General features: G+C 62.8%; 19 protein-coding genes. 10 read left to right on the top strand and 9 right to left on the bottom strand.

Going from position 1 to position 25,079, the window contains the following annotated elements; all coding sequences use genetic code 11:
- Nucleotides 1–81: 81 nt before the first annotated feature.
- Together AC3WLP_RS12965 and AC3WLP_RS12960 are read right to left on the bottom strand one after the other, a co-directional pair.
- Nucleotides 82–1,374: a PQQ-dependent sugar dehydrogenase gene (locus AC3WLP_RS12965; RefSeq protein WP_012052795.1), complete on the bottom strand. Its 1,293-nt coding sequence runs from the start codon at nt 1,372–1,374 to the stop codon at nt 82–84.
- Complete coding sequence (locus tag AC3WLP_RS12960) at nt 1,371–1,799, bottom strand: DUF2231 domain-containing protein (protein WP_014756294.1); 429 nt, start codon at nt 1,797–1,799, stop codon at nt 1,371–1,373. The genes AC3WLP_RS12965 and AC3WLP_RS12960 overlap by 4 nt, the downstream gene beginning before the upstream one ends.
- 163 nt (nt 1,800–1,962) lie before the next feature.
- On the opposite strand from AC3WLP_RS12960, the gene AC3WLP_RS12955 reads away from it, so the two are divergent.
- From AC3WLP_RS12955 to AC3WLP_RS12940, 4 genes are all read left to right on the top strand, one after another.
- Nucleotides 1,963–2,247: a hypothetical protein gene (locus tag AC3WLP_RS12955; protein WP_003247660.1), complete on the top strand. Its 285-nt coding sequence runs from the start codon at nt 1,963–1,965 to the stop codon at nt 2,245–2,247.
- A 332-nt stretch (nt 2,248–2,579) separates the two neighbouring features.
- Nucleotides 2,580–5,570, top strand: a complete 2,991-nt coding sequence (locus tag AC3WLP_RS12950; protein ID WP_492576160.1) for a T6SS effector BTH_I2691 family protein — start codon at nt 2,580–2,582, stop codon at nt 5,568–5,570.
- 2 nt (nt 5,571–5,572) lie between these two features.
- Complete coding sequence (locus AC3WLP_RS12945) at nt 5,573–6,466, top strand: DUF6708 domain-containing protein (protein WP_012052798.1); 894 nt, start codon at nt 5,573–5,575, stop codon at nt 6,464–6,466.
- Complete coding sequence (locus AC3WLP_RS12940; protein ID WP_012052799.1) at nt 6,463–6,720, top strand: PAAR domain-containing protein; 258 nt, start codon at nt 6,463–6,465, stop codon at nt 6,718–6,720. The genes AC3WLP_RS12945 and AC3WLP_RS12940 overlap by 4 nt, the downstream gene beginning before the upstream one ends.
- Nucleotides 6,721–6,870: 150 nt before the next feature.
- Here the strand turns inward: AC3WLP_RS12940 and AC3WLP_RS12935 are convergent, their stop codons facing one another.
- On the bottom strand, nt 6,871–7,641 hold the full coding sequence (locus AC3WLP_RS12935) for an IclR family transcriptional regulator (protein ID WP_003250869.1): 771 nt from the start codon (nt 7,639–7,641) through the stop codon (nt 6,871–6,873).
- Between the two features lie 156 nt (nt 7,642–7,797).
- Here AC3WLP_RS12935 and AC3WLP_RS12930 point away from each other — a divergent pair, with 156 nt between their 5' ends.
- The 5 genes from AC3WLP_RS12930 to AC3WLP_RS12910 all read left to right on the top strand — a co-directional run bounded on the left by AC3WLP_RS12930 (nt 7,798) and on the right by AC3WLP_RS12910 (nt 13,948).
- Nucleotides 7,798–8,607 (top strand): shikimate dehydrogenase family protein, encoded by an 810-nt coding sequence (locus AC3WLP_RS12930; RefSeq protein WP_088512748.1) that lies wholly within the window; start codon nt 7,798–7,800, stop codon nt 8,605–8,607.
- Nucleotides 8,608–8,611: 4 nt separating this feature from the next.
- Nucleotides 8,612–10,345, top strand: coding sequence for an FAD-dependent oxidoreductase (locus AC3WLP_RS12925; protein WP_088512749.1), 1,734 nt, complete (start codon nt 8,612–8,614; stop codon nt 10,343–10,345).
- Nucleotides 10,330–10,650, top strand: coding sequence for an NIPSNAP family protein (locus AC3WLP_RS12920; protein ID WP_003250862.1), 321 nt, complete (start codon nt 10,330–10,332; stop codon nt 10,648–10,650). The genes AC3WLP_RS12925 and AC3WLP_RS12920 overlap by 16 nt, the downstream gene beginning before the upstream one ends.
- Nucleotides 10,651–10,691: 41 nt before the next feature.
- A complete protein-coding gene (locus tag AC3WLP_RS12915) occupies nt 10,692–12,380 on the top strand; it encodes an FAD-dependent oxidoreductase (RefSeq protein WP_088512750.1) in 1,689 nt (562 codons plus the stop codon).
- Between the two features lie 242 nt (nt 12,381–12,622).
- The gene (locus AC3WLP_RS12910) at nt 12,623–13,948 is read left to right on the top strand and encodes an MFS transporter (protein WP_012052802.1); all 1,326 of its coding nucleotides are present in this window, start codon (nt 12,623–12,625) and stop codon (nt 13,946–13,948) included.
- A gap of 154 nt (nt 13,949–14,102) precedes the next feature.
- On the opposite strand, the gene AC3WLP_RS12905 is transcribed toward AC3WLP_RS12910, so the two are convergent.
- The 3 genes from AC3WLP_RS12905 to AC3WLP_RS12895 form a co-directional block, all read right to left on the bottom strand.
- Nucleotides 14,103–14,918: a sugar phosphate isomerase/epimerase family protein gene (locus AC3WLP_RS12905; protein ID WP_012052803.1), complete on the bottom strand. Its 816-nt coding sequence runs from the start codon at nt 14,916–14,918 to the stop codon at nt 14,103–14,105.
- Nucleotides 14,919–14,947: 29 nt separating this feature from the next.
- Complete coding sequence (locus AC3WLP_RS12900) at nt 14,948–16,000, bottom strand: Gfo/Idh/MocA family protein (RefSeq protein ID WP_012052804.1); 1,053 nt, start codon at nt 15,998–16,000, stop codon at nt 14,948–14,950.
- Nucleotides 16,001–16,138: 138 nt separating this feature from the next.
- The gene (locus AC3WLP_RS12895) at nt 16,139–16,915 is read right to left on the bottom strand and encodes an IclR family transcriptional regulator (RefSeq protein WP_012052805.1); all 777 of its coding nucleotides are present in this window, start codon (nt 16,913–16,915) and stop codon (nt 16,139–16,141) included.
- Nucleotides 16,916–17,111: 196 nt separating this feature from the next.
- Here AC3WLP_RS12895 and AC3WLP_RS12890 point away from each other — a divergent pair, with 196 nt between their 5' ends.
- Nucleotides 17,112–18,824 carry an FAD-dependent oxidoreductase gene (locus tag AC3WLP_RS12890; RefSeq protein ID WP_012052806.1) on the top strand — a complete coding sequence of 571 codons (1,713 nt, stop codon included), beginning with the start codon at nt 17,112–17,114 and terminating at the stop codon, nt 18,822–18,824.
- A 108-nt stretch (nt 18,825–18,932) separates the two neighbouring features.
- Here the strand turns inward: AC3WLP_RS12890 and AC3WLP_RS12885 are convergent, their stop codons facing one another.
- From AC3WLP_RS12885 to AC3WLP_RS12875, 3 genes are all read right to left on the bottom strand, one after another.
- A complete protein-coding gene (locus tag AC3WLP_RS12885; RefSeq protein WP_088512751.1) occupies nt 18,933–21,839 on the bottom strand; it encodes an HD domain-containing phosphohydrolase in 2,907 nt (968 codons plus the stop codon).
- Between the two features lie 152 nt (nt 21,840–21,991).
- Nucleotides 21,992–23,485, bottom strand: coding sequence for an aldehyde dehydrogenase (locus AC3WLP_RS12880; RefSeq protein ID WP_014753497.1), 1,494 nt, complete (start codon nt 23,483–23,485; stop codon nt 21,992–21,994).
- 194 nt (nt 23,486–23,679) lie between these two features.
- Entirely contained in the window at nt 23,680–25,062 is a 1,383-nt protein-coding gene (locus AC3WLP_RS12875; protein WP_003250846.1) for an aspartate aminotransferase family protein, read from the bottom strand.
- Nucleotides 25,063–25,079: the final 17 nt, after the last annotated feature.

Genomic DNA, 25,079 nt, shown 5'->3' with positions numbered 1-25,079 from the left:
ACGCGCAATGCCTGTCAGTCAGCAATTGGGCCGCTCTGCGGCCCATCGCCAGCTAGCTTTGACGATTTGATCAGATAGCATTCAGCGATTACGCGTCACCCGCCACACCGTATTCGCCAGGTCATCGGCAATGATCAACGCTCCCCGCGGGTCCACCGTCACCCCAACCGGTCGCCCCCGGGTCTTGCCATCCTCACCGCGAAAGCCCGTGGCGAAGTCGATGGGTTCCCCAGCAGGCTTGCCATTGCTGAACGGCACGAAAATCACCTTGTAACCTACCGGGTTGGGCCGGTTCCAGCTGCCGTGCTCGCCCACGAACACACCGTCTGCAAAGCGCTCGCCCATTGCCGAGGACGAGAAGTCCACACCCAGTGCAGCCACATGCGAACCCAGGCTGTAATCCGGCTTGATCGCCGCCGCCACCTTGTCCGGGTTCTGCGGCCGCACCCGCTCATCCACATGCTGGCCCCAGTAGCTGTAAGGCCAACCATAGAAGCCCCCTTCACGTACCGAAGTGAGGTAGTCCGGCACCAGGTCGGGGCCCAGCTCATCCCGCTCGTTGACCACCGTCCACAACTGCCCGGTCTGCGGCTGGATGGTCAAAGCTGTCGGGTTACGCAAGCCGGTGGCATAGGGCCGGTGTGCGCCGGTCTCGGCATCGACCTGCCAGACCATGGCCCGATCGATCTCCACCTCCAGGCCGCGCTCGGTGATATTGCTGTTCGAGCCGATACCCACATACAAGAAGCGGCCATCCGGGCTGATGGTCAGCGCCTTGGTCCAATGGTGGTTGATTTCGGCCGGCAGGTCGGTGACCTTGGTTGGCGGGCCGTCGGCCTGGGTCTGGCCTTCCTTGTAGTCAAAGCGCACCAGCGCATCCTGGTTGGCTACATACAGCTTGCCGTTGGCATAGGCCAGGCCGTACGGTGCGTTGAGGTTATCCGCAAACACGGCCTGTACCTCGTAGTTGCCATCGCCATCAGCATCGCGCAGCAGGGTCAGGCGGTTGCCACCCTTGACCTGGGTATTGCCCTTGGCCTTGATCTGGCTGGCGATCACATCCTTGGGCTTGAGCTTGGCCGCGCTGCCTCCCCGGCCCTCAGCCACCAGAATGTCGCCATTGGGCAGCACCAGGCTCTGGCGCGGAATTTTCAGGCCGGTGGCAATGGCGGTGACACTGAAGCCCTCCGGCACGGTCGGTTTCAGTTCGCCCCAGGCAGCCGGTTGCGCAATCTTCATGCTCGGCAGCAAGCCGCGCTGAGGCTCCGGCAACTTCGGGTCCGGGCCATGGGCCTGGGTCGGCTCGCCGTCGCCACCACAGGCACTCAGCAATAGCGCCACGCCCAACAGGCTAAATGCATGCAAAGGCTTCATGCCACACCTCCTGAACGCAGGTTGCTCAAACCGGTCCAGGCGGCCACCACCGCGAGCACTGTCACGATGACCGACAACACCAACCCAGACGGCATAACCGCCCAGGCGTCCTTGGCATGCTCAAAGGCATTGATCAGCCCAAGCCCCCACGTCACCAGCAGCAGCACGAAGTACAGCGTAGCGCGCCCGCCCTTGCGCTCGGCGCGGATCAGGTTGGCCAGCGCGAACAACAGAGCCAGCCCACAGAACACCAAGGCACCGGCGATCAGCCAGGCGGCGAAGTTGCTCCACTGAATCTGGTAGCTGTTGTAGTAGGCGATATCGCTCAGCAGCGCGCCAAGGAACAACGGTACACTGCCCGCCAGCAGCAGGGCATGCAGCGGGCTGGGCATACAGCGGTAAAGGGTTTGATCAGGTGCGGTCACGGTGCCTCCTTTTCATTCAGTGACCCAGGGCTGATGGTCTTGCGCCATCAGGTAAGCGCAGGGTGCGCTTAGCAAAGAGCCCCTTGACGCCCCGATAGTTCACCGCTTCGCTGTAATGAAATATCCTGCAAGGCATTTGCTGCCAAGCGCAGAAGGGGAATACATGAGCAGACCAAACGCGTACTGGGCCCTGGCCACCCTGCTCGGCCTCAGCCTGGCTCTCGCCGGCTGCTCCAGCAACGCCAGCAAGGCACGCTACGCCACGCCTGCAGTGGGCTCCAACTGCTTTGCCAAGGCCGTCCCCACTACCGGAGAGGGCGGCCTGGCCTGGGGCAATACATTGAGCATTGCGCGACAGAAATCCCTGAATAACTGCGTGCGTTATGCCAGCCGCTCGGGAGGTACGCCCAGGACTTGCCAGGTAGTGATGGCCAAGTGCAAAAACTGAACATATAACAATCTCAAAGTACGAAACTTCCTACAAAAATACCGCAACTTTTCACACGATATTGCGCAAACACAATACTTATACATTCAAATAAAATCTTACACTTTCAGCCTCGACCCAAAAGCAGCGATCGAGGCATTGTCTTTCACTTGAACTCCAGATACTTGATCGCCGACTCATCTCAGCAAGTAAGTAGGAAACTTCTTACAGCATAGCGTCGGGCCTGAAATCCAGCACAGTATGAATAACGGCATTTCAGTCTTGTCAGTACTGAAAGTTGCCGCAGTGCGTCTCTGGTTCGAAAAGACTGTCTCTCTGAGCAAGGAGCTCGCATGACCAATGCCTCCGTCAGCAGCGCCACCTCCGGCCCTGCCTGCAGCGCACGCGTGCCCATCCTGCCGGTGCGCTACGCCATCGTGCCCCGCACCGGCGACGCCCCCGCCTGCCGCTATGCCGATGCAGGCTTCAACCTGGAACAAGGCTTCCCCACGCTGCAGCACTCGGCCTACACCCTCCGCGCTGTGCGCCCAGGCTATGTCTACGTGTTCATGAAAGGCCCTCTGGGCGAAAAACTGGTCATTCATGAGCACGTCGGCGCGGGCCTCTACAAGGAGCTGCGCTACCAAGGGCTGGAGGACTACCACCGCCGTGAGCGCTACCTGTCTGGCCAGAGCACGGGCTGGGTGTGGGCCGACACCTGCCAGGACACGGCCAAGGAAGTGTGGATCGGCTACAGCCCGCACCTGTGGACCAACGCCATCACCGCCCGTATCACCGGTTCGGCAGCCCTGCGCAAACGGCACATGCGCCAGCTGGACATGGCCGAGCTGGTGAGCGGCAACCCGGCGCCGTCCACCCAGCCCCATGTGTTGCCAGTGAGTGCCCTGCAAACCTGGGTCGAAGACTTCAAGCCAACCGAGCGGCGCATGCCGCTGACCTGGAGCAGCGACCCGGTCATCGAAACCTTGCCCATCGGCAACCTCAATGCCATCGCCCGCCACTACCCCTGGACCCAGCCGAAAGTGCCAGTGGTGGTGGCGCTCGCCGACGCCGAAGGCATGGCCCTGGACCTGAGCCTGTCGGTCTCGGCCTACCAGCATCAACTGCGTGACCTGATGCCCGCCGAGCAACTGGAACACACAAAACCCGCCCAACCTCCCGAGCAGGAGCGCGTGCCAGCGTGTTACCGGCTGGATGCCGAACAGCTCAGCCCGCAGAGCCGCGACTTTCACCATCGCAACCTGGTCGCCATGCTGCTGAACAAGACGCTGGAAAGCCTGTACCCGGCGGACGCACCTTCACCGGAACTGGCCGCGTTCAGGCTGGGCACGTCACGCCGGGGGCCTGCCCTGTCGCCGGCCGAGTCCCATTTCCAGGCCCTCACCCATGAAGATTACTCCCCTAATGGCGCGCGCCTGGCACAGCGCCTCGATGTCGACAAATACCGGCGCTTCCTCGCCGAACGCGACGCGCTGGAACGGCGGATTGCCGCCCTGCGCAACCTGGCCTTGCAAGCCAGCAACGATCATGACGCCTGGCTGGCGACGGCCGAATCCCAACACATTGATAACCCCTACAGCCTGGCTGCGGCACTGGCCTGTTACGACCGCGACGAACGCACCTCCGCCCGCGGTCTGGAAATTTCACTGGCGTTGCTGATCCACCCGATGGGCCAGCCGACACCCGGCACCGAAGATCATGACCGGCGTTTCAAACGCCTGGAGCAATGGCTGGACCAGCACGACAGCCCGCTTTACACCGCCTTGGCGCCGTTCAACCCGTTCAAGGACAAAGCCGATTCGATCGGCTCTTTGTTCGGCGCCAGCGACAACGTGATCGAAGGGCTGGCTGGTCGCTTCCCGGCCATGGCGGACATCACTGACCTCACCGCCCAGTCGGTCAATACCGTGGTGCTCAAGCGCCTGCGTGGCCAAACCCGTTGGGATGCCAGCCATGGCCTGCGGCGGCAAGTGTTGCTGGCAGCGCGTGAGGCCAATGCCGAGAAAGCGCTGGGGTTGTTGGCGGCGCGCTATCGAATCACCGAGCAGGCCATTACCGAAAATCCCTTTAGCCAGGAGGTGCAGCGGTATTTGAAGAGCGGCATGGCGCAGGTTGAAGAGATGAAAGCGTTGCGCATTTCGGGTAGCCGCACGGTGTCCATCGAGCTGACCACCACTGCGCGCGTGAAACCTAACTTCCTTGGGTTGCTCACTTCCGGCGGTGGGGGTGGTTTAAACGCGGGGATGCTGTGGTTCAACATCTTATCGCTCAAGACGGCTTACAACAGCCTGCAAAAGAGCGATGCACCGGAATATACCCTGGGGTTAGCTTCATCTGTTTTCGGGGTGATCGGGGCAGCGGCAGCGACGTTGGTCAGCGTACGGGCAACGCAAAAGGCCGTCATGCTGAGATTAAGTGCCACAGCGCCGGGTATGGCCTTTGGCAATGGGGTTATCAAGTTTTTGAGTAGCAATCTGTTTGCGCGTTTAGCCGGTTACCCGGCGATTGCATTTAGCCTATTTTCTGACCTATCTAAGGGAATGCGCCAACTCGACAGTGGTAATTCAACTGCAGGCGGATACACCTTGGCCGGCGGGGTAACGATGGCTACTGGCTCTGTTGTTGCCCTTGAAGCAGGACTTGCAGTTGCGGGCGTGACATCCATTGTTCCCTTCGCTGGATGGGCAGCAGCTGCACTTGTACTCGTAGGTATTGCAATCATTGCAGGGGGGCTCTGCCTACATGCCAAGGCACAGGAACATCTTCACAGCCCTATTGAACTTTGGGCAGCACGTAGCATCTTCGGCAATCGTATTAACGATGGAGAAATCCGCATTGAAATCATCTTGGACCATGAAAAAAAACTGCCTGCATTCCCATCGCTGCATGCAGAAATCAAAGCTTGGCATGATGAGAATTTTGGACCAAAGCTAATTTCAGCTGAGCAAGCCCTTACACTCGGCATAACCAAAGTCGATACAAGATGGAATCAAAACAATCACTGGTCTCCGCCAAACTGGACAGCTATCACACATAACGAAGTAGGCACATTTCAACCAACCGTTGAGTTCACAGTCCTGCTACCTGGCTTCAGGTTAGGCGTAAGCAAATGGTCAGGAAGCTTGAGCTCCCTCCATGATGATCAAAGAATGGACGTATTCCCAATTGCCCCGACCGGCCACATCGTAGGTGCTGGCCTGGTTCTGCATTTCGAGAACACGCTTACCAACCAAGAACATATCTCACTGCATCTAGCTTACAGCGCCAATCAAGGCCTGGACGAAGACAATGAGACCCTGTCAATTTTTCGTCTGGAGCGCTGATCATGGCAACCATCTGGATATTCAATTCAACGTCAGCTTCAGGGTATAAGCCCGCTATTGGCGGGCAAGCATCAAACTTATCAAAAAACACTTTATGTCTGCGAAATCCTTGGGTATCCGATTCTGTATTCATGGGGAAACTGTACTGCACAATGATCCTATCATTAATAATCGGCTTATACCCAAATCTATTTGGCAGAGAATTCCTAGGCTACTTTAATTCCAACCCCATATTAATGTCCGGCTTCACACTCGCCCCCTTCACCTTCCTTCCATTCCTTATTTATCGAATATATTTCATAAAACGCTTATCAAGTTTCTGCTTCAATCGGTCAACCCAAAAAATCTATTACCAACGTTTGAACAAGGTACTCGTATTCGAATGGGCTAACACCGGAGGTGGCATCTTCAAACGCACCGAATACGGCGGTTCATCATTCAGCACCAGTTATGCCCTCGCCTTCGCCCCCCGCCGGGAAGACGGCAGCCTGCACCAAAAAGACTGCCTGTGGGTGGACAGCAACGAACCCACCGAACCCGGCGTTAAGCATGTCGCCGAAGTGTGGGAATACCTGCGCCACTTCATGGACCACGGCCCGGACAAACTCCCCCCGCCCGGTGAACCCAACTGGTGGCACAAGCCACTCCACGCCATCTGCCTGACCCCGGCAGAAGCCTGGCGCCACTATGCCCCCTGGCGAACCGGCGAGCCCGGTGAAATGCAGGGCAAAAAGAACTGGCAATTGCCGTTCTGGGCCGTGCTGTTTCCCTACAACCTCTCCGTCGCCATTTGCTGGTACGGCATCTGCCGCCTGTTCAACGTCCGAGCAGCGCCACCGCCACCCGAAGCATTTGAGGAAGCCCCCATTCAACCCGGCAAAAGGAAGCGCAAATGAAACCCATCGTACTGGTAGGCCATCGTCATAGCTGCCCGCTACATGGCGAAGGCACTGTGGAAACCGGCGCAAGTGCAACATTCGTGGATGGCAAGGCCGTCGCTCGTATGGGCGATCGCATCAGTTGTGGCGCCGTTATCGAAACCGGCGCTGCCTGCACGATCATCGAGGGCCACCCCGCAGCAAGGGAGGGTGACACTACCAGTCATGGAGGGACCTTGATCGAGGGGGACCAGGGTTGGCTCATTGATTGAAAGCCACTCCCGGCCACCGAGCCGGATGCTGAAGCCTGCCTGTCAACAGGTTTGGGCCGTCCAGCGGCCCAAAAGGCGAGCAAAGCCACCTTTCCGGGTGACCCGTTCTCACATCCATGGCGCCAGCCCGCCGACTGCGCCATGTCTGCGTCAATCCAGCACTGGCCGAAGCAACGCCTGTGCCTCATACAGGGTCGGTAAATACCGCAACCGTATCTCATCAATACTCAACCGCGAAGCATGAGTCGTGATGGTCAGCGTCGCTTTCAACTGACCGGCCCGTCCCAGCAATGGCACCCCCAGCACCCGCATACCGATTTCATATTCCTGATCAACGATACAGAACCCCTGCCCCTTCACGCGTAACAGCTCAGCGTCCAGCTGCGCCCGGTCTGTCAGTGTGTAAGGCGTCAACGCCCGCAGCGGCTGACGGGCAAAGTATTCGTCCCGTTCCCCCTCATCCAGCCAGGCCAGCCAGACACGCCCGCCGGCCGTGCAATACATGGGTACCCGCGAGCCCGGCCTGATCGACAAAGACGCCACATGGCTATACCGGCTACGCACCAGATGAATGATCTCATCGCCATCGCGGGTACCCACCGATACGTGCTCCTGGGTCTGCCGCGCCACCTGTTCAACAATCGGCCGCAGCATGCGCGGCAGTTGCGCCGAGTCCACATAGGCCTGGCCGATGCGCAAGGCCTTGGGGGTCAGCCAGTACTCCCGGCTGTCAGTTTCGGCAAAGCCCTCGTGCACCAAGGTCAGCAGAAACCGCCGCACCGCACTGGGCGTAAGGCCAGATAACCTGGCCGCCTGCGGCACACTCAGGCGCGGCTGCTCGGCGCTGAACAGTTGCATCAGCGCCAGGCCTTTCTGCAAGCCCGCGATCAAGTCACGGGGATGGATGGCGGGTGTGTTCATGCATTCGACTCGCTACCAGAGGAACAAAAACAGCCGATTACTGCGATAACCGGATCATGACTGCGATTATCGCATTAAGTGGCCGCTTGACGCATTGTTGCACGCGTCCCTCTGCCTCACCCTTGCCTCCATAACAACGCCAATAAGGAGGTCAGCATGATTCGAGGTTCCACTGAACTGGTCGCCATCGTCGGTTCGCCCATCGCCCAGGTGAAGTCTCCGGAAAACTTCAACACCTGGTTCAACCACAACAACTGCAACCTCGCCATGCTGCCCTTCGACCTGCACGAGGCGGCGCTGGACAGCTTTGCGGATACCCTGCGTGGCTGGCAGAACCTGCGCGGTTGCGTGGTCACCGTGCCTTACAAGCAGGCGCTGGCAAACCGCGTGGACGGCCTGAGCGAGCGCGCAGCTGCCCTGGGTTCGGTCAATGTGATACGTCGCGAGCGCGACGGACGCCTGCTGGGCGACAACGTGGACGGCGTCGGCTTCCTCGGCGCTGCGCACAAGCATGGCTTCGAGCCGGCGGGCAAACGGGCACTGGTGATCGGTTGCGGCGGTGTTGGCAGTGCCATTGCCTATGCACTGGCTGAGGCAGGGATCGCCAGCATTACCCTCAGCGACCCCAGCACAGCACGCATGGGTGCTGTATGCGAACTGCTCGGCAACGGCTTCCCCGGGCTCACGGTCAGCACACAGTTCTGTGGGCTGGAAGACTTCGACCTGGTGGCCAACGCGTCCCCAGTCGGCATGGGCACCCGCGCAGAGCTGCCGCTGTCCGCCGCCCTGCTGGCGACCCTGCAGCCAGACACCCTGGTCGCCGACGTGGTCACCTCACCCGAGATAACCCCGCTGCTGAACCGCGCGCGGCAAGTAGGTTGCAGGATCCAGACTGGCCCGGAAATGGCCTTCGCCCAACTGGGCCACCTTGGCGCCTTCATGGGCGTCACACCGTTGGAGATCTGAAGCCATGACGACTCTGGAGCACACACACAACAGCTTCGACCTGGTTGTGCTGGGCAGCGGTGCCGGTGGTTTTGCCGCTGCCGCCACCGCGGCCCGCCGCGGGCTGAAGGTGCTGGTGGTGGAAAAGGCCGAACGCTTTGGCGGCACCTCGGCGATTTCTGGCGGCGCGGTGTGGCTGTACGGCACCGACCAAGCCCGTGACGCCGGCGCCAAGGACTCCCCCGAGGCAATGCGCACCTACCTCAAGCAGGTCATCGGCGACGGCTACGATCCCGCCTTGGGCGATGCCTTCATCGAGCATGGCCACCAAGCGCTGCGCTGGCTGGAGCAGAACACCGAACTGCGTTATGCCCTGCGCCCACTCTCGCCCGACTATTACCCGGATGCACCCGGCGCCACTCAGTTCGGCCGGGCGCTGGAAATGGTCGAATACGACGGCAAGCACCTGGGCACACGCTTCAAGGACCTGCAGATGCCACCGCCCGGCATGCTGCTGTTCGGCGGCATGATGGTCAACCGGGTGGATATCCAGCATTTCCTCAGCATTCGCCGCTCACCCAAGTCGCTGTGGCATTGCCTGAAGCTGATGGCGCGTTACGCGCGCGACCGCCTGCAGCACCCACGCGGCACCCGGCTTACCACCGGCAACGCATTGATCGCCCGCCTGGCCACCAGCGCCTTCGCCCACGGCACGCAGTTGTGGTTGCGCAGCGAAGCCGTGGAGCTGATCGCCGAGCACGGCGTGATCACGGGCGTGGTCGTACAGCGCGAGGGCCGCCGTGAGCGGGTAATGGCCCGTGGTGGCGTGGTGTGCGCCATGGGCGGATTCGCAGCAGGCGCAATGGCCGCCGGCTACCGCCCTGCTCAAAAGGCGCCGCACCTGACCATGTCACCACCGGCCAACGACGGAGCCGCCCTGCGCCTTGCCCAGGCCGTGGCAGCAGCCGAGGGCGAGAGCCTGGCGGCCAACTTTTTCTGGGCACCGGTTTCCGAACTGCGTCATGCCGATGGTGAACGTGAGCGCTTCCCGCACCTGGTCACCGACCGCGCCAAGCCGGGCGTGATTGCGGTAGACCAAGCCGGGCGGCGCTTCGTCAACGAGTCCGACTCCTACCACCACTTCGTGCACACCATGTTCGCCAAAGGCATTGCCAGCTGCTGGCTGGTCTGCGATGCCGAAGCAATGAACCGGTACGGGCTTGGCCTGGCGCGGCCCAAGCCCGTCAACAACCAGGCGTTGATCGACGCAGGCTACCTGTATCGGGCCACCACATCGCAGGCACTGGCCCTGGCCATCGGCGTCGATCCACAGGTGTTTGCGCAAACACTTGCACAGTTCAACAGCGATGCCAGCAATGGCATCGACCGCGCATTTGGCAAAGGCGGCAACAGTTACAACTGCTACATGGGCGACCCGCAACATACGCCCAACCCATGCTTGGCACCCCTGACCAAGGGGCCGTTCTATGCCATCCGCATTCACACCGGCGACCTCGGTTCAGCCCGTGGCCTGGTGACCAACGCCGATGCCAACGTGCTGAACCGCAGCGGTTTGCCCATTCCCGGGCTGTATGCGGTCGGCAACGACATGAACTCACTGATGAAGGGCACCTACCCCGGCCCCGGCATCACCCTGGGCCCTGCCCTCACCTTCGGCTGGCTTGCTGCCAACCACATCACCGCGCGCCTGCAGGCGCCGGCTACCCCTACGGAGAAACCGGCATGTACTACGAACTGAGAACCTACACCCTCGACCCATTGAAAATGGCCGACTGGCTGGCCCTGTACCAAAGCCACGCACTCGAGGTGCAGAGCGAACACCTGGGCAACCTGGTGGGCTTCTTCACCAGCGAGTTCGGCGACGTCAACCAAGTGGTGCACATCTGGGGCTATGCCAGCCTCGACGACCGCATGGCGCGCCGCGCAGCCATGGCGGCAGACTCACGCTGGGCGGAATTCTCGCGACGCAACCGCGAGCTGGGCGCGGTACTGCGCCTGCAATCGCGGCTGCTGCGCCCGACCGGTTTCTCACCGCTGCAGTAAGCCACACGCCACCTCTTCCAACAGCCGAGCGGACCCCTTCCATGCCCCCCCTTGAATGTGACGTACTCATCATCGGCTCCGGCGCCTCTGGCCTGGCTGCCGCCGTAACCGCCGCGCATCATGGCCTGACAGTGGTCGTCGCGGAAAAAGCCAGCCAGCTGGGCGGCACCAGCGCCTGGTCGGGGGGCTGGTTGTGGATACCGCGCAACCCTCTGGCCATCGCCGAAGGCATCGTCGAAGCCGACGATGCCCCGGAGCGCTATTTGCGTGCGCAAACCCACACCCGCGAGTTGGACCCGCGTCAACGCGCCTTCCTGCGCCATGGTCCGGAAATGGTGGCGTTCTTCCAGCAACACACTGCCGTGCAGTTCCAGTGCGGCAGCCGTATGCCCGACATGCGTGAAGGCGATGGCAGTGCACGCGGTGGTCGCTCGCTGTGTGCATTACCTTACGACGGGCGACGGCTAGGGCCTTGGCTGCACACGTTACGCCCACCGCTGGACATCGTCAGCCTGGCCGGCATGGGCATTGCCGGAGGTGCCGACATGGCTGCCTTCTTCAACGCCACACGCTCGCCGAAGGCAGCGCTGCATGTTGGCAAGCGCCTGTTGCGCCATGGCCGAGACCTGCTGCTGCACCGTCGCGGCCTGCATCTGGTCAATGGCAACGCGCTGGTGGCGCGCCTGCTGCGCAGCGCCCTTGATCGTGGCGTGACATTGCTGACCGAGAAAGCGGCCAGCCGTCTGTTGTTGTGCGAAGAACGGGTCAACGGCGCGCTGTTTGCCGATGGCCAAACGATCTACGCACGGCGTGGTGTGGTGCTGGCCTGCGGTGGCTTCCCACATGATCGCCAGCGTATCTCGCAACTGATACCGCACGCGCCGGACGGTGACCAGCATTACTCCGCTGCGCCCAGGGAGAATAGCGGTGATGGTTTGCGCCTGGGCGAACAGGCGGGTGGGCGGGTGTCTGCGGCAGGCGCCCACGGGGGCGCCTGGGCGCCGGTATCGCAGGTACCGCGCCGCAATGGCCATTTCGGCCATTTCCCACACCTGATCGACCGTGCCAAGCCCGGTTTCATCGCCGTGCGCCGCGATGGTCGGCGCTTCGTCAACGAAGCCGATTGCTACCACGACTTCATGAACGCGCTGTTCGCCGCCACGCCGCAGACTGAGCAGCCGGAGGCCTGGCTGATCTGCGACCATGCTGCGCAACGGCGCTATGGCATCGGTTGGGCCAAGCCCTTTCCCTTCCCTACCCGCTTCTATCAGCGCAGTGGCTATTTGCACAGTGGCGCTACCCTGGCGCAACTGGCGCAGCGCTGCGGGATCGACGCCGAGCAGTTGCAGCGCACGGTGGCGGACTTCAACCATCATGCGGCACAAGGTGAAGACCCTACCTTTCTACGTGGCGCGTCGGCCTACAACCGGGCCCAAGGCGACCCGCAGCAGGCACCCAACCCGTCGCTTCGGCCGTTGCTGAAGGGGCCGTTCCATGCGGTGAAACTGCTGCCAGGCAGCCTTGGCACCTTCGCCGGCCTGGACACAGACGCCTCAGCCCGCGTACTGGACCACGCAGGGCAGCCGATACCCGGGTTGTTTGCAGTGGGTAACGACATGCACAGCGTGATGGGTGGGTACTACCCGAGCGGCGGCATTACCCTTGGCCCTGGGATGACCTTCGGGTATCTGGCCGGTAGAGCGTTGAGCGGGGGCCGTGCACATCATTGATGTCGGTGTTGCGCCCATCAGGCAACCAGGGCCAAAGCCTTCTACCCTTCAGTGACGTGAATACCTGCCGCGCCCGCAGGCCAACGCAACCGTTCGATAACCGAACAGTAGCCCGTCTCTTGAATTGACGCTGCCGTCTTCACTGCTCACCATGCACCGGCCTTGCGTGCCCCCCCTGCCTGGGAAACGGTCACGTACCCGTAGCACCGCAGCTGAATACAATTTCAAGAAACGAGCAGTCTATGAACCACTCCAAGATCCCCCCCGCCGCGCCCCGGATGTCCCAGGGCTCGATCGGCGACAAGCTCCGCGGCGCCTTCGGCGTCGGCAAGACCCGTTGGGGCATGCTCGCCCTGGTGTTCTTCGCCACCACCCTGAACTACATCGACCGCGCCGCCCTCGGCATCATGCAGCCCGTGCTGGCCAAGGAAATGAGCTGGACGGCGATGGACTACGCCAACATCAATTTCTGGTTCCAGGTCGGCTATGCCATCGGCTTTCTGCTGCAAGGCCGACTGATCGACAAGGTCGGGGTCAAACGGGCCTTCTTCTTCGCTGTACTGCTGTGGAGCCTGGCCACGGGAGCCCACGGCCTGGCCACCTCGGCGGCAGGTTTCATGGTCTGCCGCTTCATCCTCGGCCTGACCGAGGCCGCCAACTACCCGGCCTGCGTCAAGACCGTGCGCCTGTGGTTCCCGGCGGGTGAGCGGGCGATTGCAACGGGGCTGTTCAACGCCGGTACCAACGTTGGTGCCATGGTCACCCCCGCGCTGTTGCCGCTGATCCTGGCTGTGTGGGGCTGGCAGGCTGCGTTCATCGCAATGGGCAGCCTGGGCCTGGTGTGGGTCGTGTTTTGGGTGCTGAAGTACTACAACCCTGAAGACCACCCCCGCGTGCGTCAGAGCGAGGTGCAGTACATCCAGCAGGATGACGAGCCCGAGCCGACCCGCGTGCCGTTCAGCCGTATCCTGCGCCTGCGTGGCACCTGGGCTTTTGCAGTGGCCTATGCGATTACCGCGCCGGTGTTCTGGTTCTACCTGTACTGGCTGCCGCCGTTCCTGAACCAGCAATACAGCCTGGGCATCAACGTGACCCAGATGGGCATCCCGTTGATCATCATCTGGCTGACGGCAGACTTCGGCAGCATCGGGGGTGGCATTCTGTCGTCGTGGCTGATCGGCCGTGGCGTGCGTGCCACGACAGCGCGCTTGGTGTCCATGCTGATCTTTGCCTGCACCATGCTCAGCGTCATCTTTGCCGCCAACGCCAGTGGACTGTGGGTCGCGGTGGCGGCCATCTCGATCGCGGTAGGTGCGCATCAGGCATGGACGGCGAATATCTGGAGCCTGGTGATGGACTACACACCCAAGCATCTGGTGAGCACCGTATTCGGCTTCGGCAGCATGTGTGCGGCAATTGGCGGGATGTTCATGACGCAGATTGTCGGCAGCGTGCTGACCGCTACCAACAACAACTATGCCGTGCTGTTTACCATGATCCCGGCCATGTACTTCCTGGCGTTGGTGTGGATGTATTTCATGGCACCGCGCAAGGTCGAGAGCGCCTGAGAGCGCTAGCCACTTACCTCTACGGGGCCCTTGCGGGCCCTTTTTTTGGCCTGGTGTTTCTTGAGAAGCAAACAACGACAAGGCAATGTTCGGCGTGGGAGCGGGTTCACTCACGAACGTGTCGCAGCCGGTGCCATGCGCCACGTTCGCTCGATCAGACGGTGGCCAACACCGCCTTGGCTTTCTCCAGCGCCATGCGCGCGCGCTGTTCGCCGCTGATGCCCTGCTCCAGCAATTGCCGCGTGGGGATTTCCAGGCTCAGCGGCACGCTCGGCGGCAAGGCGCGCAACAGGCCAACCAGGTCGGCGTCGCCATCACCCGGGAAGCGTCGCTCGTTACGCGCCTGGCGCAGGATCTCGTCCATGTCTGCCGGTACCGGGCCAGCAACGTCACACAGTTGGGCATAGCGCATGCGCTGCGGCGCCAGCTGCGCCAGGTCGTCCAGCGAAGAGCCGGAGCGGTTGAAGTGAAAGGCATCCACCAGTACGCAGCCATTGCCGCGGTCGGCGTTGGCCACCACCCGCATGGCCTGGCGCAGGTCACGTACGTCGGTCCAGGGCATGAACTCCAGGTGAGGGTGAATGCCGTATTGCGCCGCCAGCTCGCACAATGCGGCAAAGCGTTCGGTCAGGCGCGCTTCGTCGGGGTCGTTGCCCGCTACCAGCAATTCAGTGCCACCCAACCCGGCGCCCACCGCCAGGATCGCTTCGAAATCGGCCACACAGGTGGCCGGTTCAAGACGCAGGATCTCCAGGTCGAGCACCTTGATACCCGTGTCGCGCAAGCGCGCCTGGGTTTGCCGGCGCAGTTCGGCATCGGCGACCAACGGGAAATGGCGCTCCTGTTCGGTGGCTGGCACCAGCCGTAGGCCGACATGGCTGTAACCCGCTCGGGCGGCGGCCTCGACCATGTCCGGAGGAGACAGCTCGAGCACCGTCAGGGCCGCGAGGGAAAAAATTCGATCAGTCATTTATCATCACCCGCAATAGTAAGGTTGTATCAGCCAATGTGCTCGGGCGCGCAAGCCCGACCGCTTTGGGCTGCCTGCCTTATCGCTTCGATCAGCGCCAGTGTGCGCCCCCCGTCGGCAGCGTCGATCAGCGGCGCCTGTTCACCCCGGGCAACCCGCACAAAATGTTGCAATTGCAGGGTCAATGCCTCGCCGGCGGGGATGCTTTCCGAGCTTTGCAACAGGGGCGTATGCCAGCCCGAGCCTGCCTCGGCGTAATGCCAGCGCTTGAGCTGGGGAATGCTCAGTGCTCCTTGGGTACCGGCCAGCAGATAGCACGGCTGGCCATCCTGGCGCGGGTACACAGGGCTTTCGCCAGCGTCCAGCTCCCAGCTCCACGGTGCAGCCACCGCGTCGGACCCGGTCAGGCTGCCCAGGGCACCGTTGGCAAACTGCAGCAGCACCGCGGCGCTGTCTTCGTTGGCAAAACCGCGGACATCGTTGCGGGTGAAGGCCTGCACCTGCACCACCTCGCCGCACAGGTAACGCAACAGGTCAAGGTCGTGGATCAGGTTGGTCAGCAAGAAACCGGCCCCTGGCTCGCGGCGCCAGGGCGTTTCGAAATAGCTGTCGGGCTTTTGCAGCTGCCACAGCGCGGTGACGTTGATCAAACGGCCCAGCTTGCCTTCGTTGATCACCTGGTGCGCCTTGGTGATCAGCGGATTGTGTCGGCGATGGTGCCCTACAAGCACCGGCACACCTCGGCGGCGTGAGGCTTCCACCAGTGCACGCACTTCATCCAGGTTCACGCCCACCGGTTTTTCCACCAGCACCGGCACCCCGGCCTCGACACAATCCAGGGCGGTGGCGACATGCAGGTTGTTGGGGTTGGCGACGATCACTGCCTCGGGGCGCACATGCGCCAACATTTGCCGGTGGTCGGCAAAGCAGGGCACACCGCACTCGGCAGCGAAGGCCTCGGCCTGCGGGCCGGGGTCGGCTACCGCACACAGTTGGGCTTGCGGCACATTGCGCAAGTGCTGGTAATGCTGCCGGCCCATGATGCCGGCGCCAATCAAGGCAATACGAAGGGGTGCGTTCAACAGCCTGTCCTCTTGTCATTGTTGTTATGAAATTCTGAAACCGAGTTCCAAAATTCATGCTCGACAATCTAGAACCAAGTTCAGCTTTTCAGAAGAACGGGCGCAACAGACTGTGCGGTAATCGACCGGAATATCCTCTCAGGCAAACAGCTCGCTGGCGGGACTGGCCGCCGACAGCTCTTCTGCCGCCGACAGCAATAGCGGTGCCAGCGCTGTAAGGCGGCTCTGTGCCAGCCGCGCGCTGGGCCCGGCGATGCTCAGCACGCCGATTACCTCGTCGCTTTGCGGCCGGCGCACCACTGCGGCCAGGGCTGAGGTGCCGATGGCGGAGGTTTCCTCGACCCAGGCATAACCACGCTCGCGGGCGCGGTGCAGGTAGGCGAGCAGCTCGTCGGTGGAGCGTGGCGCATTCGGGCCGAACTGTTCGGGGTCGGCAATACCTTGGCGCAACACCATCTGCAGCGCCTGCTCATCGTCCAGGCTGGCCAGCCAGGCATGCCCGGAGGCGGTATAGAACAGCGGCGCGTCGCGCCCCATATCCGGGTCGTAGCGCAGCCCGGAGCGGGCCCCCTGAGACTTGGCGATCCAGGTTTGCCGGGCACCGTCGATCACCCCAAGGCGCACCAGCTCACCGCTGTCCTGGGCCAGGCGGTCAAGAATCGGCTGGATGATGTCGGCACCGTTGCTGGCGAGGTAACGAAAGCCCAGCGCTACCAGCTTGGCCGACAGCTGATAGCGGCTGTTTTCCCGGTTCTGGCGCACGTAGCCCAGCCGCACCAGCTCAGTGAGCATGCGGTGGGCAGCGCTTTTGGGAATGTCCAGGCGCTCGGCCAGGGTTTGTAACGGCAGCCCTTGGGGTTCACCGGTAAGGCTTTCTACAAGACTGAAGGCGCGTTCGATCTGACTACCAGCCATGTCACAAGGTCCCTGATTTTTTGCGGATTCTAGAAGATGATTCCACATCGTCGCTAGCCAGCGCAGCTCAGCCCACCTCGAATGTCCGATGATCGCCCAGTTCTTGCCTGACATGACCAACCTGACCTTGCAGGACCACCCGCTGCCGATAAGAATGTGGAACATTGTTCTAATAAAAGCACACAGGAAACCCGCAATGCCTTCCGCTCCTCTCGAAACCGAATGCGATGTACTGGTCATAGGTTCTGGCGCCGCCGGGCTGGCGGCGGCCGTCACGGCTGCCTGGCATGGGCAGAAGGTGATCGTGGCGGAGAAAGAACCGGTGTTTGGCGGTGCCACCGCCTGGTCCGGCGGCTGGGCCTGGGTGCCACGCAACCCGCTGGCGCGCAGGGCCGGCATCGAGGAAGACATCGAGCAGCCGCGGACTTATCTGCGCCATGAGCTGGGGGCAAACTACAATGCCGAGCGCGTCGATGCCTTCCTTGAGGCGTGCCCGCACATGGTGGCGTTTTTCGAGAAGTACACGGCGTTGCAGTTTGCCGACGGCAACGGCATCCCGGACATGCATGGCGATACGCCGGGGGCAGCCCTTGGCGGCCACCAGGTGATCGCCGCGCCCTACGATGCCCGCGAGGTTGGCGCCCTGCTGCCACGCTTGCGCAAGACCATGCGCGAAACTTCGTTCATGGGCATGCCGATCATGGCCGGAGCCGACCTTGCCGCCTTCCTCAACATGACCCGCTCACCCAAAGCCCTGCTGCACGTGTGCAAGCGCTTTGGCCGACACCTGTACCACCTGGCCCGCCATGGTCGGGCCATGCACCTGGTCAACGGTGTGGCACTGGTGGCGCGCCTGGCTAAATCGGCACAGGACCTGGGTGTGCACCTGCAAGCGTCGGCGCCGGCCAAACGCCTGCTGATCGAGGGTGGCCAGGTACGCGGGGCGTGGGTCGCGACGCCACAGGGTGAGCAACTGATCCGCGCCAAGGCCGTGGTGCTGGCGGCAGGTGGTTTCCCCAATGACAACGCCCGGCGCCAGCAACTGTTCCCGCGCGATGCCAGCGGCCACGACAACCTGGCGCTGCCGCCCAAGGGGTGTTCTGGCGATGGCCTGCGCCTGGGCGAATCCGCCGGCGGTGTGGTTGCCACCGACCTGAAGTCGCCGGTGGCCTGGGCACCGGTTTCACAGGTGCCGTATCGCGACGGCAGCGTCGGCCACTTCCCGCACATTATCGAGCGCGGCAAACCGGGCGTTATCGGCGTGCTGGCCAACGGCAAGCGTTTCGTCAACGAAGCGCATGGCTATTACGACTATGTGTCGGCCATGGTCGCTGCAGTGCCGGAGGGCCAGGAGGTGTGCTCGTGGCTGGTTTGCGATCATCGCTTCTTGCGCCGCTATGGCTTGGGGCATGCTCGCCCGGCACCGCTGCCGGTAGGGCCGCATGTGCGCAACGGCTACCTGAAACGCGGCGCCACGCTCGAGCAGCTCGCCCAGGCCTGCGGCATTGACCCGTCCGGGCTGCGCGCCACGGTCACTGACTTCAATAACCATGCCCGTAACGGCCAGGACCCGGCGTTTGGCCGTGGTTCCACGCCGTTCAACCGCAAGCAGGGTGACCCACAGCACAAGGGCCCTAACCCTTGCGTGGCGCCCATCGAGCACGGGCCGTTCTATGCGGTGAAAGTAAAGCCTGGCTGTTTTGGCACCTTCGCCGGGTTGCGCACCGACGGCAATGCCCGTGTACTGGATGAGGCCGGGCAACCGATTGCAGGCCTGTACGCAGCAGGTACCGACATGGCCAGCGTGTTTGGTGGCTGGTACCCGTCGGGTGGCATCAACCTGGGGCCGGCGCTGACCTTTGGCTATGTCGCCGGGCGGCACATTGCCGGGGTGCAGGGGTATGAGTGAGCTGACCCACAATACCCGGGTGGTCGGCGCTCTGCAGGAGGACGCAGGGAAAGGCCGTGGCGCTTGAATCGAGCGCCACACGGTCTGATTTTTCAGCGCTGTCGTCCCTCAGCTCACAGGTCTCACTGCGCTGCGCTCCTGAATCTGCGCCAGCCAGTAGACCTCATCCACCTCGTCGATCTGCTCGGTGCGCAGGAAGCGCTCGGCATATTGGCGGTATACCCCGCTGCTGAGGAACAGTTGTAGCAGTTGCCCGTCGACGTGCCCCTCGCGGGCCATGGCCACCAGGATCTTCACCGATTCGGACAGCGTCTTCGGGGGTTTGTAAGGCCGGTCTGCTGCCGTCAGTGCTTCGAAGATGTCGGCAATCGCCATCACCCGCTCGGCGATGCCCAGGTCCTGCCCGCCCAGGCGGCGCGGATAGCCGCTGCCGTTCATCTTTTCGTGGTGGTTGCCGGCGATGTCGGGTACCCGCTTGAGCTGGCGCGGGAGCGGCAGCGCACTGAGCATGATGATGGTCTGCACGATGTGTTCGTTGATCTTGAAGCGTTCTTCGTCAGTCAGCGTGCCACGGCGGATCGACAGGTTGTACAACTCGCCGTGGTTGCTGGCGTGGCCTGGCAGGTGCATGTCGAACCCCCAGATATTACGCGGGTCATCCTTGACCACCGGCGGCGTGCGGGTGCCCCAGGGCACGCAGTGCTCGGGGCGATCAGCCAGCAATGGCTCCTCTGTCGGCAGTGCAGGCTGCGGCACGCCGACAAGGCGTTCCGCCTCGTCACGGGAGATGCCCAGGCGGTTATCGAAATGGCGCAGCCAGCGGCGCTTGCCGATCACCTGCAAACGCTGGATATCGGTGTCCTGCATGAACTCGCCGCCGATGTTGGCCTGGGCGACGAAAGCGAAGTCGTCCTGCAGCTCGGCCTGGCTTCGCTGCAGTGCGGCTTTCAGCACCTGCTGGTCGGCGCCACTGGCCAGGCCTTGCCAGTAGGCCAGCTCCGCATCGCGCCACAGCACTTCGAAACGCATGCGGACTTCGTGGATGCGGTTGTACAGGGTCTCCAGCTTGGTCGCCTTGTCCACCACGTACTCGGGGCTGGTGACCTTGCCACAATCGTGCAGCCACGCTGCCACACGGAACTCGTACCGTTCTGCCTCGGTCATGCTGAAGCTGGCGAACGGGCCGCTGTCGGCTGACACTGCCTGATCCAGCAGCATCTGCGCCAGCTGAGGCACGCGCTCGCAGTGGCCACCGGTATAGGGGCTCTTGGCATCGATGGCGTCTGCCAGCAGCTTGATCATGGCGTCCAGCAGACGTTGCTGGGTTTCGACCGACTGGCGGGTTTCGATAGCCACCGCAGCCACTCCGGACAATTCCTCGACAAAGCGCCGGAATGGCTCGCCCACCCGCTCCTGCGCCTGCTCTTCGTCCATTTGCAGGACCAGGATGCCCAACAGTGCCTGGCTACGGTCATTCAGCACCACGGCCAGACTGCGCTCATGCAGGCCGAGGGCCTGGGTCACTGTTACAGCCAAGTGCTGCCGGGCGCCCTCATCCACTGCCAGCTCGCTTGGGTAGTGTTCACCGCGGCACGAGGCGGCCAGGCGCAGCAAAGCCTGTTCAGCGTCATACAGGTAAACCCCGCCGGCGTCGCCCCCGGCAGCTTCTACCAGATGGTTCAGCACGCCGTCGAGCATGCGCTCCAGGTTTCGCTCACGGCTGAGCGTAAGGGTAATCGCCTGAAAGTGGCGAATGGTACCGGACATGCGGCTCAGCACGCGGCTCAGTTCACGCACCTCGGAAACCCGCGAGTGCACGCCCACCTCACGGCTGAAATCAAAACTGGCCAAGCCTTGAACCTGCTCGCGCAACAGCCGCAGCGGGCGGCCAATGCGCCGGCCAAGCACACCGCCGAGCACCAGCAGCACGGCCATCAGCGCCATGGTCCAGAGCAACTGCTCGTACAAGACTTTGCGCGCCCCCACCAGTAACTCGTGGCCGGGTACGGCAATCAGCACGTACAAGTCGTGCCCGGCCAGGGTGGTCAGATGCACACGAATGCCATACCAGGTCTGGCCATCCACCTGATAAGGCTGAGGCTGGTTGCCCTTGGGCAGGTCAGCGTATAGCCGCGCCAGGCTGGGAGCGCCCAGCTCGGCGACACGCGACAGGCGCACGCCTTGCCCTTCGTGCACGATTGCCCGCTGCGGGTCCGGATAGGCCACAACGTTGCCCTGGTCATCGACCACCACGATCTCGGTACCCGGGGTCATGCGCAGGTCCTGAGTCTCGCTGGCCAAGTCGTTGACCGAGACATCCAGGCCGATCACGGCGCCACCGTCGACGCTACGTTGGGCCATGGTCAAGCCGACCTCGCGGGTGGTGAAGAACACATAAGGGCGAGTCAGCACCGTAGAGGGTTGTACCGTGGCTTCAGCGAACCAGGGGCGCAGGCGTGGATCGTAGCGATAGTCAGATTTGGCCTGGGCCTGCAACAGGTTCAGCGCCCGATCATAAAAACGCCACTCGCCCTGCACCTTGCCGCCCTCGCCATGGCTGACGCTCTGCACCAGAAATGCCGTGCCCGGTGGAGCGGCGAAACGCTGCATCAGCTGCGGGTCATGCAGGCGACGCACCAGCAGGAACTCGCCGCTGGGGTAACCCAGATAGGCGGCGCTGAGCATGCGGTTGGCGTCCAGCATTTCCACCAGCTGTGGCAGCCGATCCAGGCGCTGTGCCTGGGTGTGCACAGTCGGGTTGTGGGCAAGCAGGCGAATGCTGCTTTGCGCCGGCTCGATCAGGCGCCTGGCGCGCTCGTCGATCGTCTTGGCAACCTGCTGGGCGGCATCGCCAGCAGCAGCCACAAGGGTTTGGCGAATACCGCGGTACCCCTGCCAGGCCAGGGCAGCGCCGAGCAGCAGCATGCCCAGCACGATGGCCAGCGCCACCAGCCACTGCAGTGAAATACCACGTCCTCTATTGCCAACGACACGCCCCGTCGACACGCAGCCCATCCCAGGTACTCCATGTGCGGCACATTGCCTTGGCTGATGTCTGCAGCAGTGTAGAGTGCATGTGAGCGTTCTGCCGGGCCGGCAACACGTTTACAGACGATCGTGCAAGGCTTTGTACCGCGACGCAGGCGACGTGGGCCATGATCAGGAGATCAGCCGCGCAACTGGTACCAGGTGGTCTTGAGCTGCGAATACTTGTCGAACGAATGCAGTGACAGATCGCGGCCAAACCCCGACTGCTTGCCCCCACCGAACGGCACCGTCACATCCAGCGCATCGACCGTGTTCACCGATACGGTACCGGCTTTCAACGCACGCGCTACCCGGTGCACCTGGTTGAAGTCGTCGCTCCACACCGAGGCTGCCAGGCCATAGATGCTGTCGTTGGCCAGGCGCACCGCTTCTTCTTCGGTGTCGAAGGCGCTGACCGCCAGCACCGGGCCGAACACCTCCTCCCGCGCCAGGCTCATGCGGCCCTCGACACCGGCAAAAATGGTCGGCTCGATGTAGTTGTCCGAACCTTCGACGGTCAGGCGTCGGCCGCCACACACCAATCGCGCGCCCTCTTGCCCGGCACGCACGATGGCGGCCTCGATGCGGCCGGTCTGCTCGGCATCGACAATGGCCCCGGCGCGGCTCGCCGGATCCAGCGGGTTACCGGGCAGCCACTGGCGAGCCTTGGCCTGCAGGCGCTCGATGAACTCATCGTGGATGGCACGCTGCACGTACAGCCGCGAGTTGGCCGAACACACCTCGCCCTGGTTGAAGAAAATGCCGAAGGCGGCCTTTTCCGCAGCCAGGTCCAGGTCCTGGCAGTTGTCGAACACCAGGTTTGGGCTCTTGCCGCCGCACTCCAGCCACACCTGCTTGAGGTTGGACTGCGCCGAGTACTGCATGAAGTACTTGCCCACCTGGGTGGAGCCGGTGAATACCAGGCAGTCCACATCCGGGTGCAGGCCCAGCGCCTGCCCGGCCTGCTCGCCCAGGCCCGGCACTACGTTCAGTACGCCTTCCGGCACACCGGCTTCCAGCGCCAGTTGGGCCAGGCGCAGGGCCGAGAACGGTGATTGTTCGGCGGGCTTGAGTACCACGCTGTTACCGGCAGCCAGCGCCGGGGCCAGCTTCCAGGCGGCCATGTCGAGGGGGAAATTCCACGGCACCACAGCCGCGACCACACCGAGTGCTTCGCGGGTGATGGTGGCCAGCGCCGTGGGCGCCGTGGGCGCCACTTGGTCGTACAGCTTGTCCAGCGCTTCGCCGTACCAGCCGAACACATGTGCAGAGCCCGGCACGTCGATGGTGTAGGCGTCCATCACCGGCTTGCCCATGTTCAGCGAGTCCAGCAAGGCCAGTTCTTCACGATGGGCCATGATCAGCTCGGCCAGGCGCAACAGCACCTTCTTGCGCTCGCCCGGCGCCATGCGCGGCCAGGGGCCGTGCTCAAAGGCTCGACGGGCGCTGGCGACGGCCAGGTCGACCTCGGCCTGGCCGCAGGCGGTAACCTGTGCCATTACGTTGTGGGTGGCGGGGTTGATGGCTGCGAAGGTGGCGCCATCCTCTGCGTTGACGGGTTTGCCATTGATCAGCGCTTTGGATGGCAGGTACAGGTCCGAAGCGCGTTGTTGCCAGAATTCGAGGGTATACATGTGTACTCCTGGTAAACATGGGAGCAATCTTTTGGATGGGGGCGTCGTCCCACGGATGAATCGCCGGGGCTGCTTTGCAGCCCAATCGCGACACAAGGCCGCTCCCACAAGAACAGCGTTGCCCCTGCAAGCGACGCGATTGCTGTGGGAGCGGCCTTGCGTCGCGATCGGGGCGCGAAGCGCCCCCAGAAGGCTTAGAGCTTGCCGACCAGCCGCGCCGTGCGGTCTACGGCTATCCGGGTCTTCTCCACCAGCTCATCCAGCTCGCTGTGGTTGGCGATCAAGGCCGGGGCCATGATCATCCGGCCCAGGGTCGAGCGAATGATCACCCCTTCCTCGAAACCAAAGGTGCGGCACTGCCAGGCCAGGTCGTTCTCGTTGGCAAAGCGCTTGCGCGTCGGCTTGTGCTCGGCAAACTGCAGCGCCGCCACCAGCCCGGCCCCTTGCACCTGACCGATCAATGGGTGGTCGGCAAACACTTCCCGCAGAATGCGCTGCAGGTACGGCCCCGTGTCGTCCTTCACCTGGCGCACGATGCCTTCGTCACGCAGCGCCTTCAGGTTGGCGATGGCCACTGCCGCCGCCACCGGGTGGCCGGAATAGGTCAGGCCGTGGGCAAATACCCCGCCGCGCTCCACCAACGCCTCGGCAATGCGCTTGCTCAGCACCAGGCCGCCCATGGGCACATAGCCGCTGGTCAGGCCCTTGGCAATCGACAGGGTGTCGGGCTCGAAGCCGAAGTATTCATGGGCGAACCATTCGCCGGTGCGGCCAAAGCCACCGATCACCTCATCGGCGCACAGCAGCACGTCGTACTGGCGGCAGATACGCTGGATTTCCGGCCAGTAGCTTTCCGGCGGGAAGATCATGCCGCCGGCCCCCTGGAAGGGTTCGGCAATGAAGCCGGCAACGTTCTCGGCACCCAGTTCGAGGATCTTTTCCTCCAGCTGCAGGGCGCAGCGGCGGCCGAACTCGGCCGGGGTCAGTTCACCGCCCTCGGCGTACCAGTAAGGTTCGTCGATGTGTGCCACATCCGGAATCAGCCCGCCCATGTCGTGCATGAACTTCATCCCGCCCAGCGCCGTGGCCGCCAGGGTTGAGCCGTGGTAGCCGTTCCAGCGGCCGATCATGATTTTCTTGCCTGGCTGGCCAACCACCTGCCAATAGCGGCGCACGGTGCGGATCAGTACCTCGTTGGCCTCGGAGCCGGAGTTGGTGTAGATCGCGTGGCTGTAGTGCCCCGGCAGCAGGCTGAACAGCAACTCGGACAGTTCGATCACCGCCGGGTGGGTGGTGTGGAAAAACATGTTGTAGTAGGCCAGCTGATCCATCTGCGTGGCTGCGGCGGCCGTCAGGTCACGACGGCCATAACCGAGCTGGGTGCACCACAGGCCAGACATGCCATCCAGGTAACGCTTGCCCTCGCTGTCCCACAGGTGCAGGCGTTCGCCACCGACGATCACCCGCGGCCCTTCGGCGTTCAGCGCCTTCTGGTCGAGGAAGGCATGAATGTGGTGGGCGGCATCGGCTGCCTGGTAGTCACGGGTCTGGCGTTGCGGGGCGAAAGGCGCGTTCATTGTTGGTTTTCCTTTGC

It is taken from the genome of Pseudomonas sp. FW305-E2 (genome assembly GCF_058782925.1).
Note: the sequence above shows the minus strand (reverse complement) of the source record. Positions and strands in the feature narration are given on the sequence as shown.

Bases quoted from the DNA above. Each gene is read 5' to 3' on its own strand.
- AC3WLP_RS12940 (WP_012052799.1), top strand. From the start codon at position 6,463: ATGAAACCCATCGTACTGGTAGGCCATCGTCATAGCTGCCCGCTACAT.
- AC3WLP_RS12890 (WP_012052806.1), top strand. From the start codon at position 17,112: ATGCCTTCCGCTCCTCTCGAAACCGAATGCGATGTACTGGTCATAGGT.
- AC3WLP_RS12895 (WP_012052805.1), bottom strand. From the start codon at position 16,915: ATGGCTGGTAGTCAGATCGAACGCGCCTTCAGTCTTGTAGAAAGCCTT.
- AC3WLP_RS12885 (WP_088512751.1), bottom strand. From the start codon at position 21,839: ATGGGCTGCGTGTCGACGGGGCGTGTCGTTGGCAATAGAGGACGTGGT.
- AC3WLP_RS12920 (WP_003250862.1), top strand. From the start codon at position 10,330: ATGTACTACGAACTGAGAACCTACACCCTCGACCCATTGAAAATGGCC.
- AC3WLP_RS12910 (WP_012052802.1), top strand. From the start codon at position 12,623: ATGAACCACTCCAAGATCCCCCCCGCCGCGCCCCGGATGTCCCAGGGC.
- AC3WLP_RS12915 (WP_088512750.1), top strand. From the start codon at position 10,692: ATGCCCCCCCTTGAATGTGACGTACTCATCATCGGCTCCGGCGCCTCT.
- AC3WLP_RS12965 (WP_012052795.1), bottom strand. From the start codon at position 1,374: ATGAAGCCTTTGCATGCATTTAGCCTGTTGGGCGTGGCGCTATTGCTG.
- AC3WLP_RS12905 (WP_012052803.1), bottom strand. From the start codon at position 14,918: ATGACTGATCGAATTTTTTCCCTCGCGGCCCTGACGGTGCTCGAGCTG.
- AC3WLP_RS12930 (WP_088512748.1), top strand. From the start codon at position 7,798: ATGATTCGAGGTTCCACTGAACTGGTCGCCATCGTCGGTTCGCCCATC.
- AC3WLP_RS12925 (WP_088512749.1), top strand. From the start codon at position 8,612: ATGACGACTCTGGAGCACACACACAACAGCTTCGACCTGGTTGTGCTG.
- AC3WLP_RS12880 (WP_014753497.1), bottom strand. From the start codon at position 23,485: ATGTATACCCTCGAATTCTGGCAACAACGCGCTTCGGACCTGTACCTG.
- AC3WLP_RS12875 (WP_003250846.1), bottom strand. From the start codon at position 25,062: ATGAACGCGCCTTTCGCCCCGCAACGCCAGACCCGTGACTACCAGGCA.
- AC3WLP_RS12955 (WP_003247660.1), top strand. From the start codon at position 1,963: ATGAGCAGACCAAACGCGTACTGGGCCCTGGCCACCCTGCTCGGCCTC.
- AC3WLP_RS12945 (WP_012052798.1), top strand. From the start codon at position 5,573: ATGGCAACCATCTGGATATTCAATTCAACGTCAGCTTCAGGGTATAAG.
- AC3WLP_RS12950 (WP_492576160.1), top strand. From the start codon at position 2,580: ATGACCAATGCCTCCGTCAGCAGCGCCACCTCCGGCCCTGCCTGCAGC.
- AC3WLP_RS12935 (WP_003250869.1), bottom strand. From the start codon at position 7,641: ATGAACACACCCGCCATCCATCCCCGTGACTTGATCGCGGGCTTGCAG.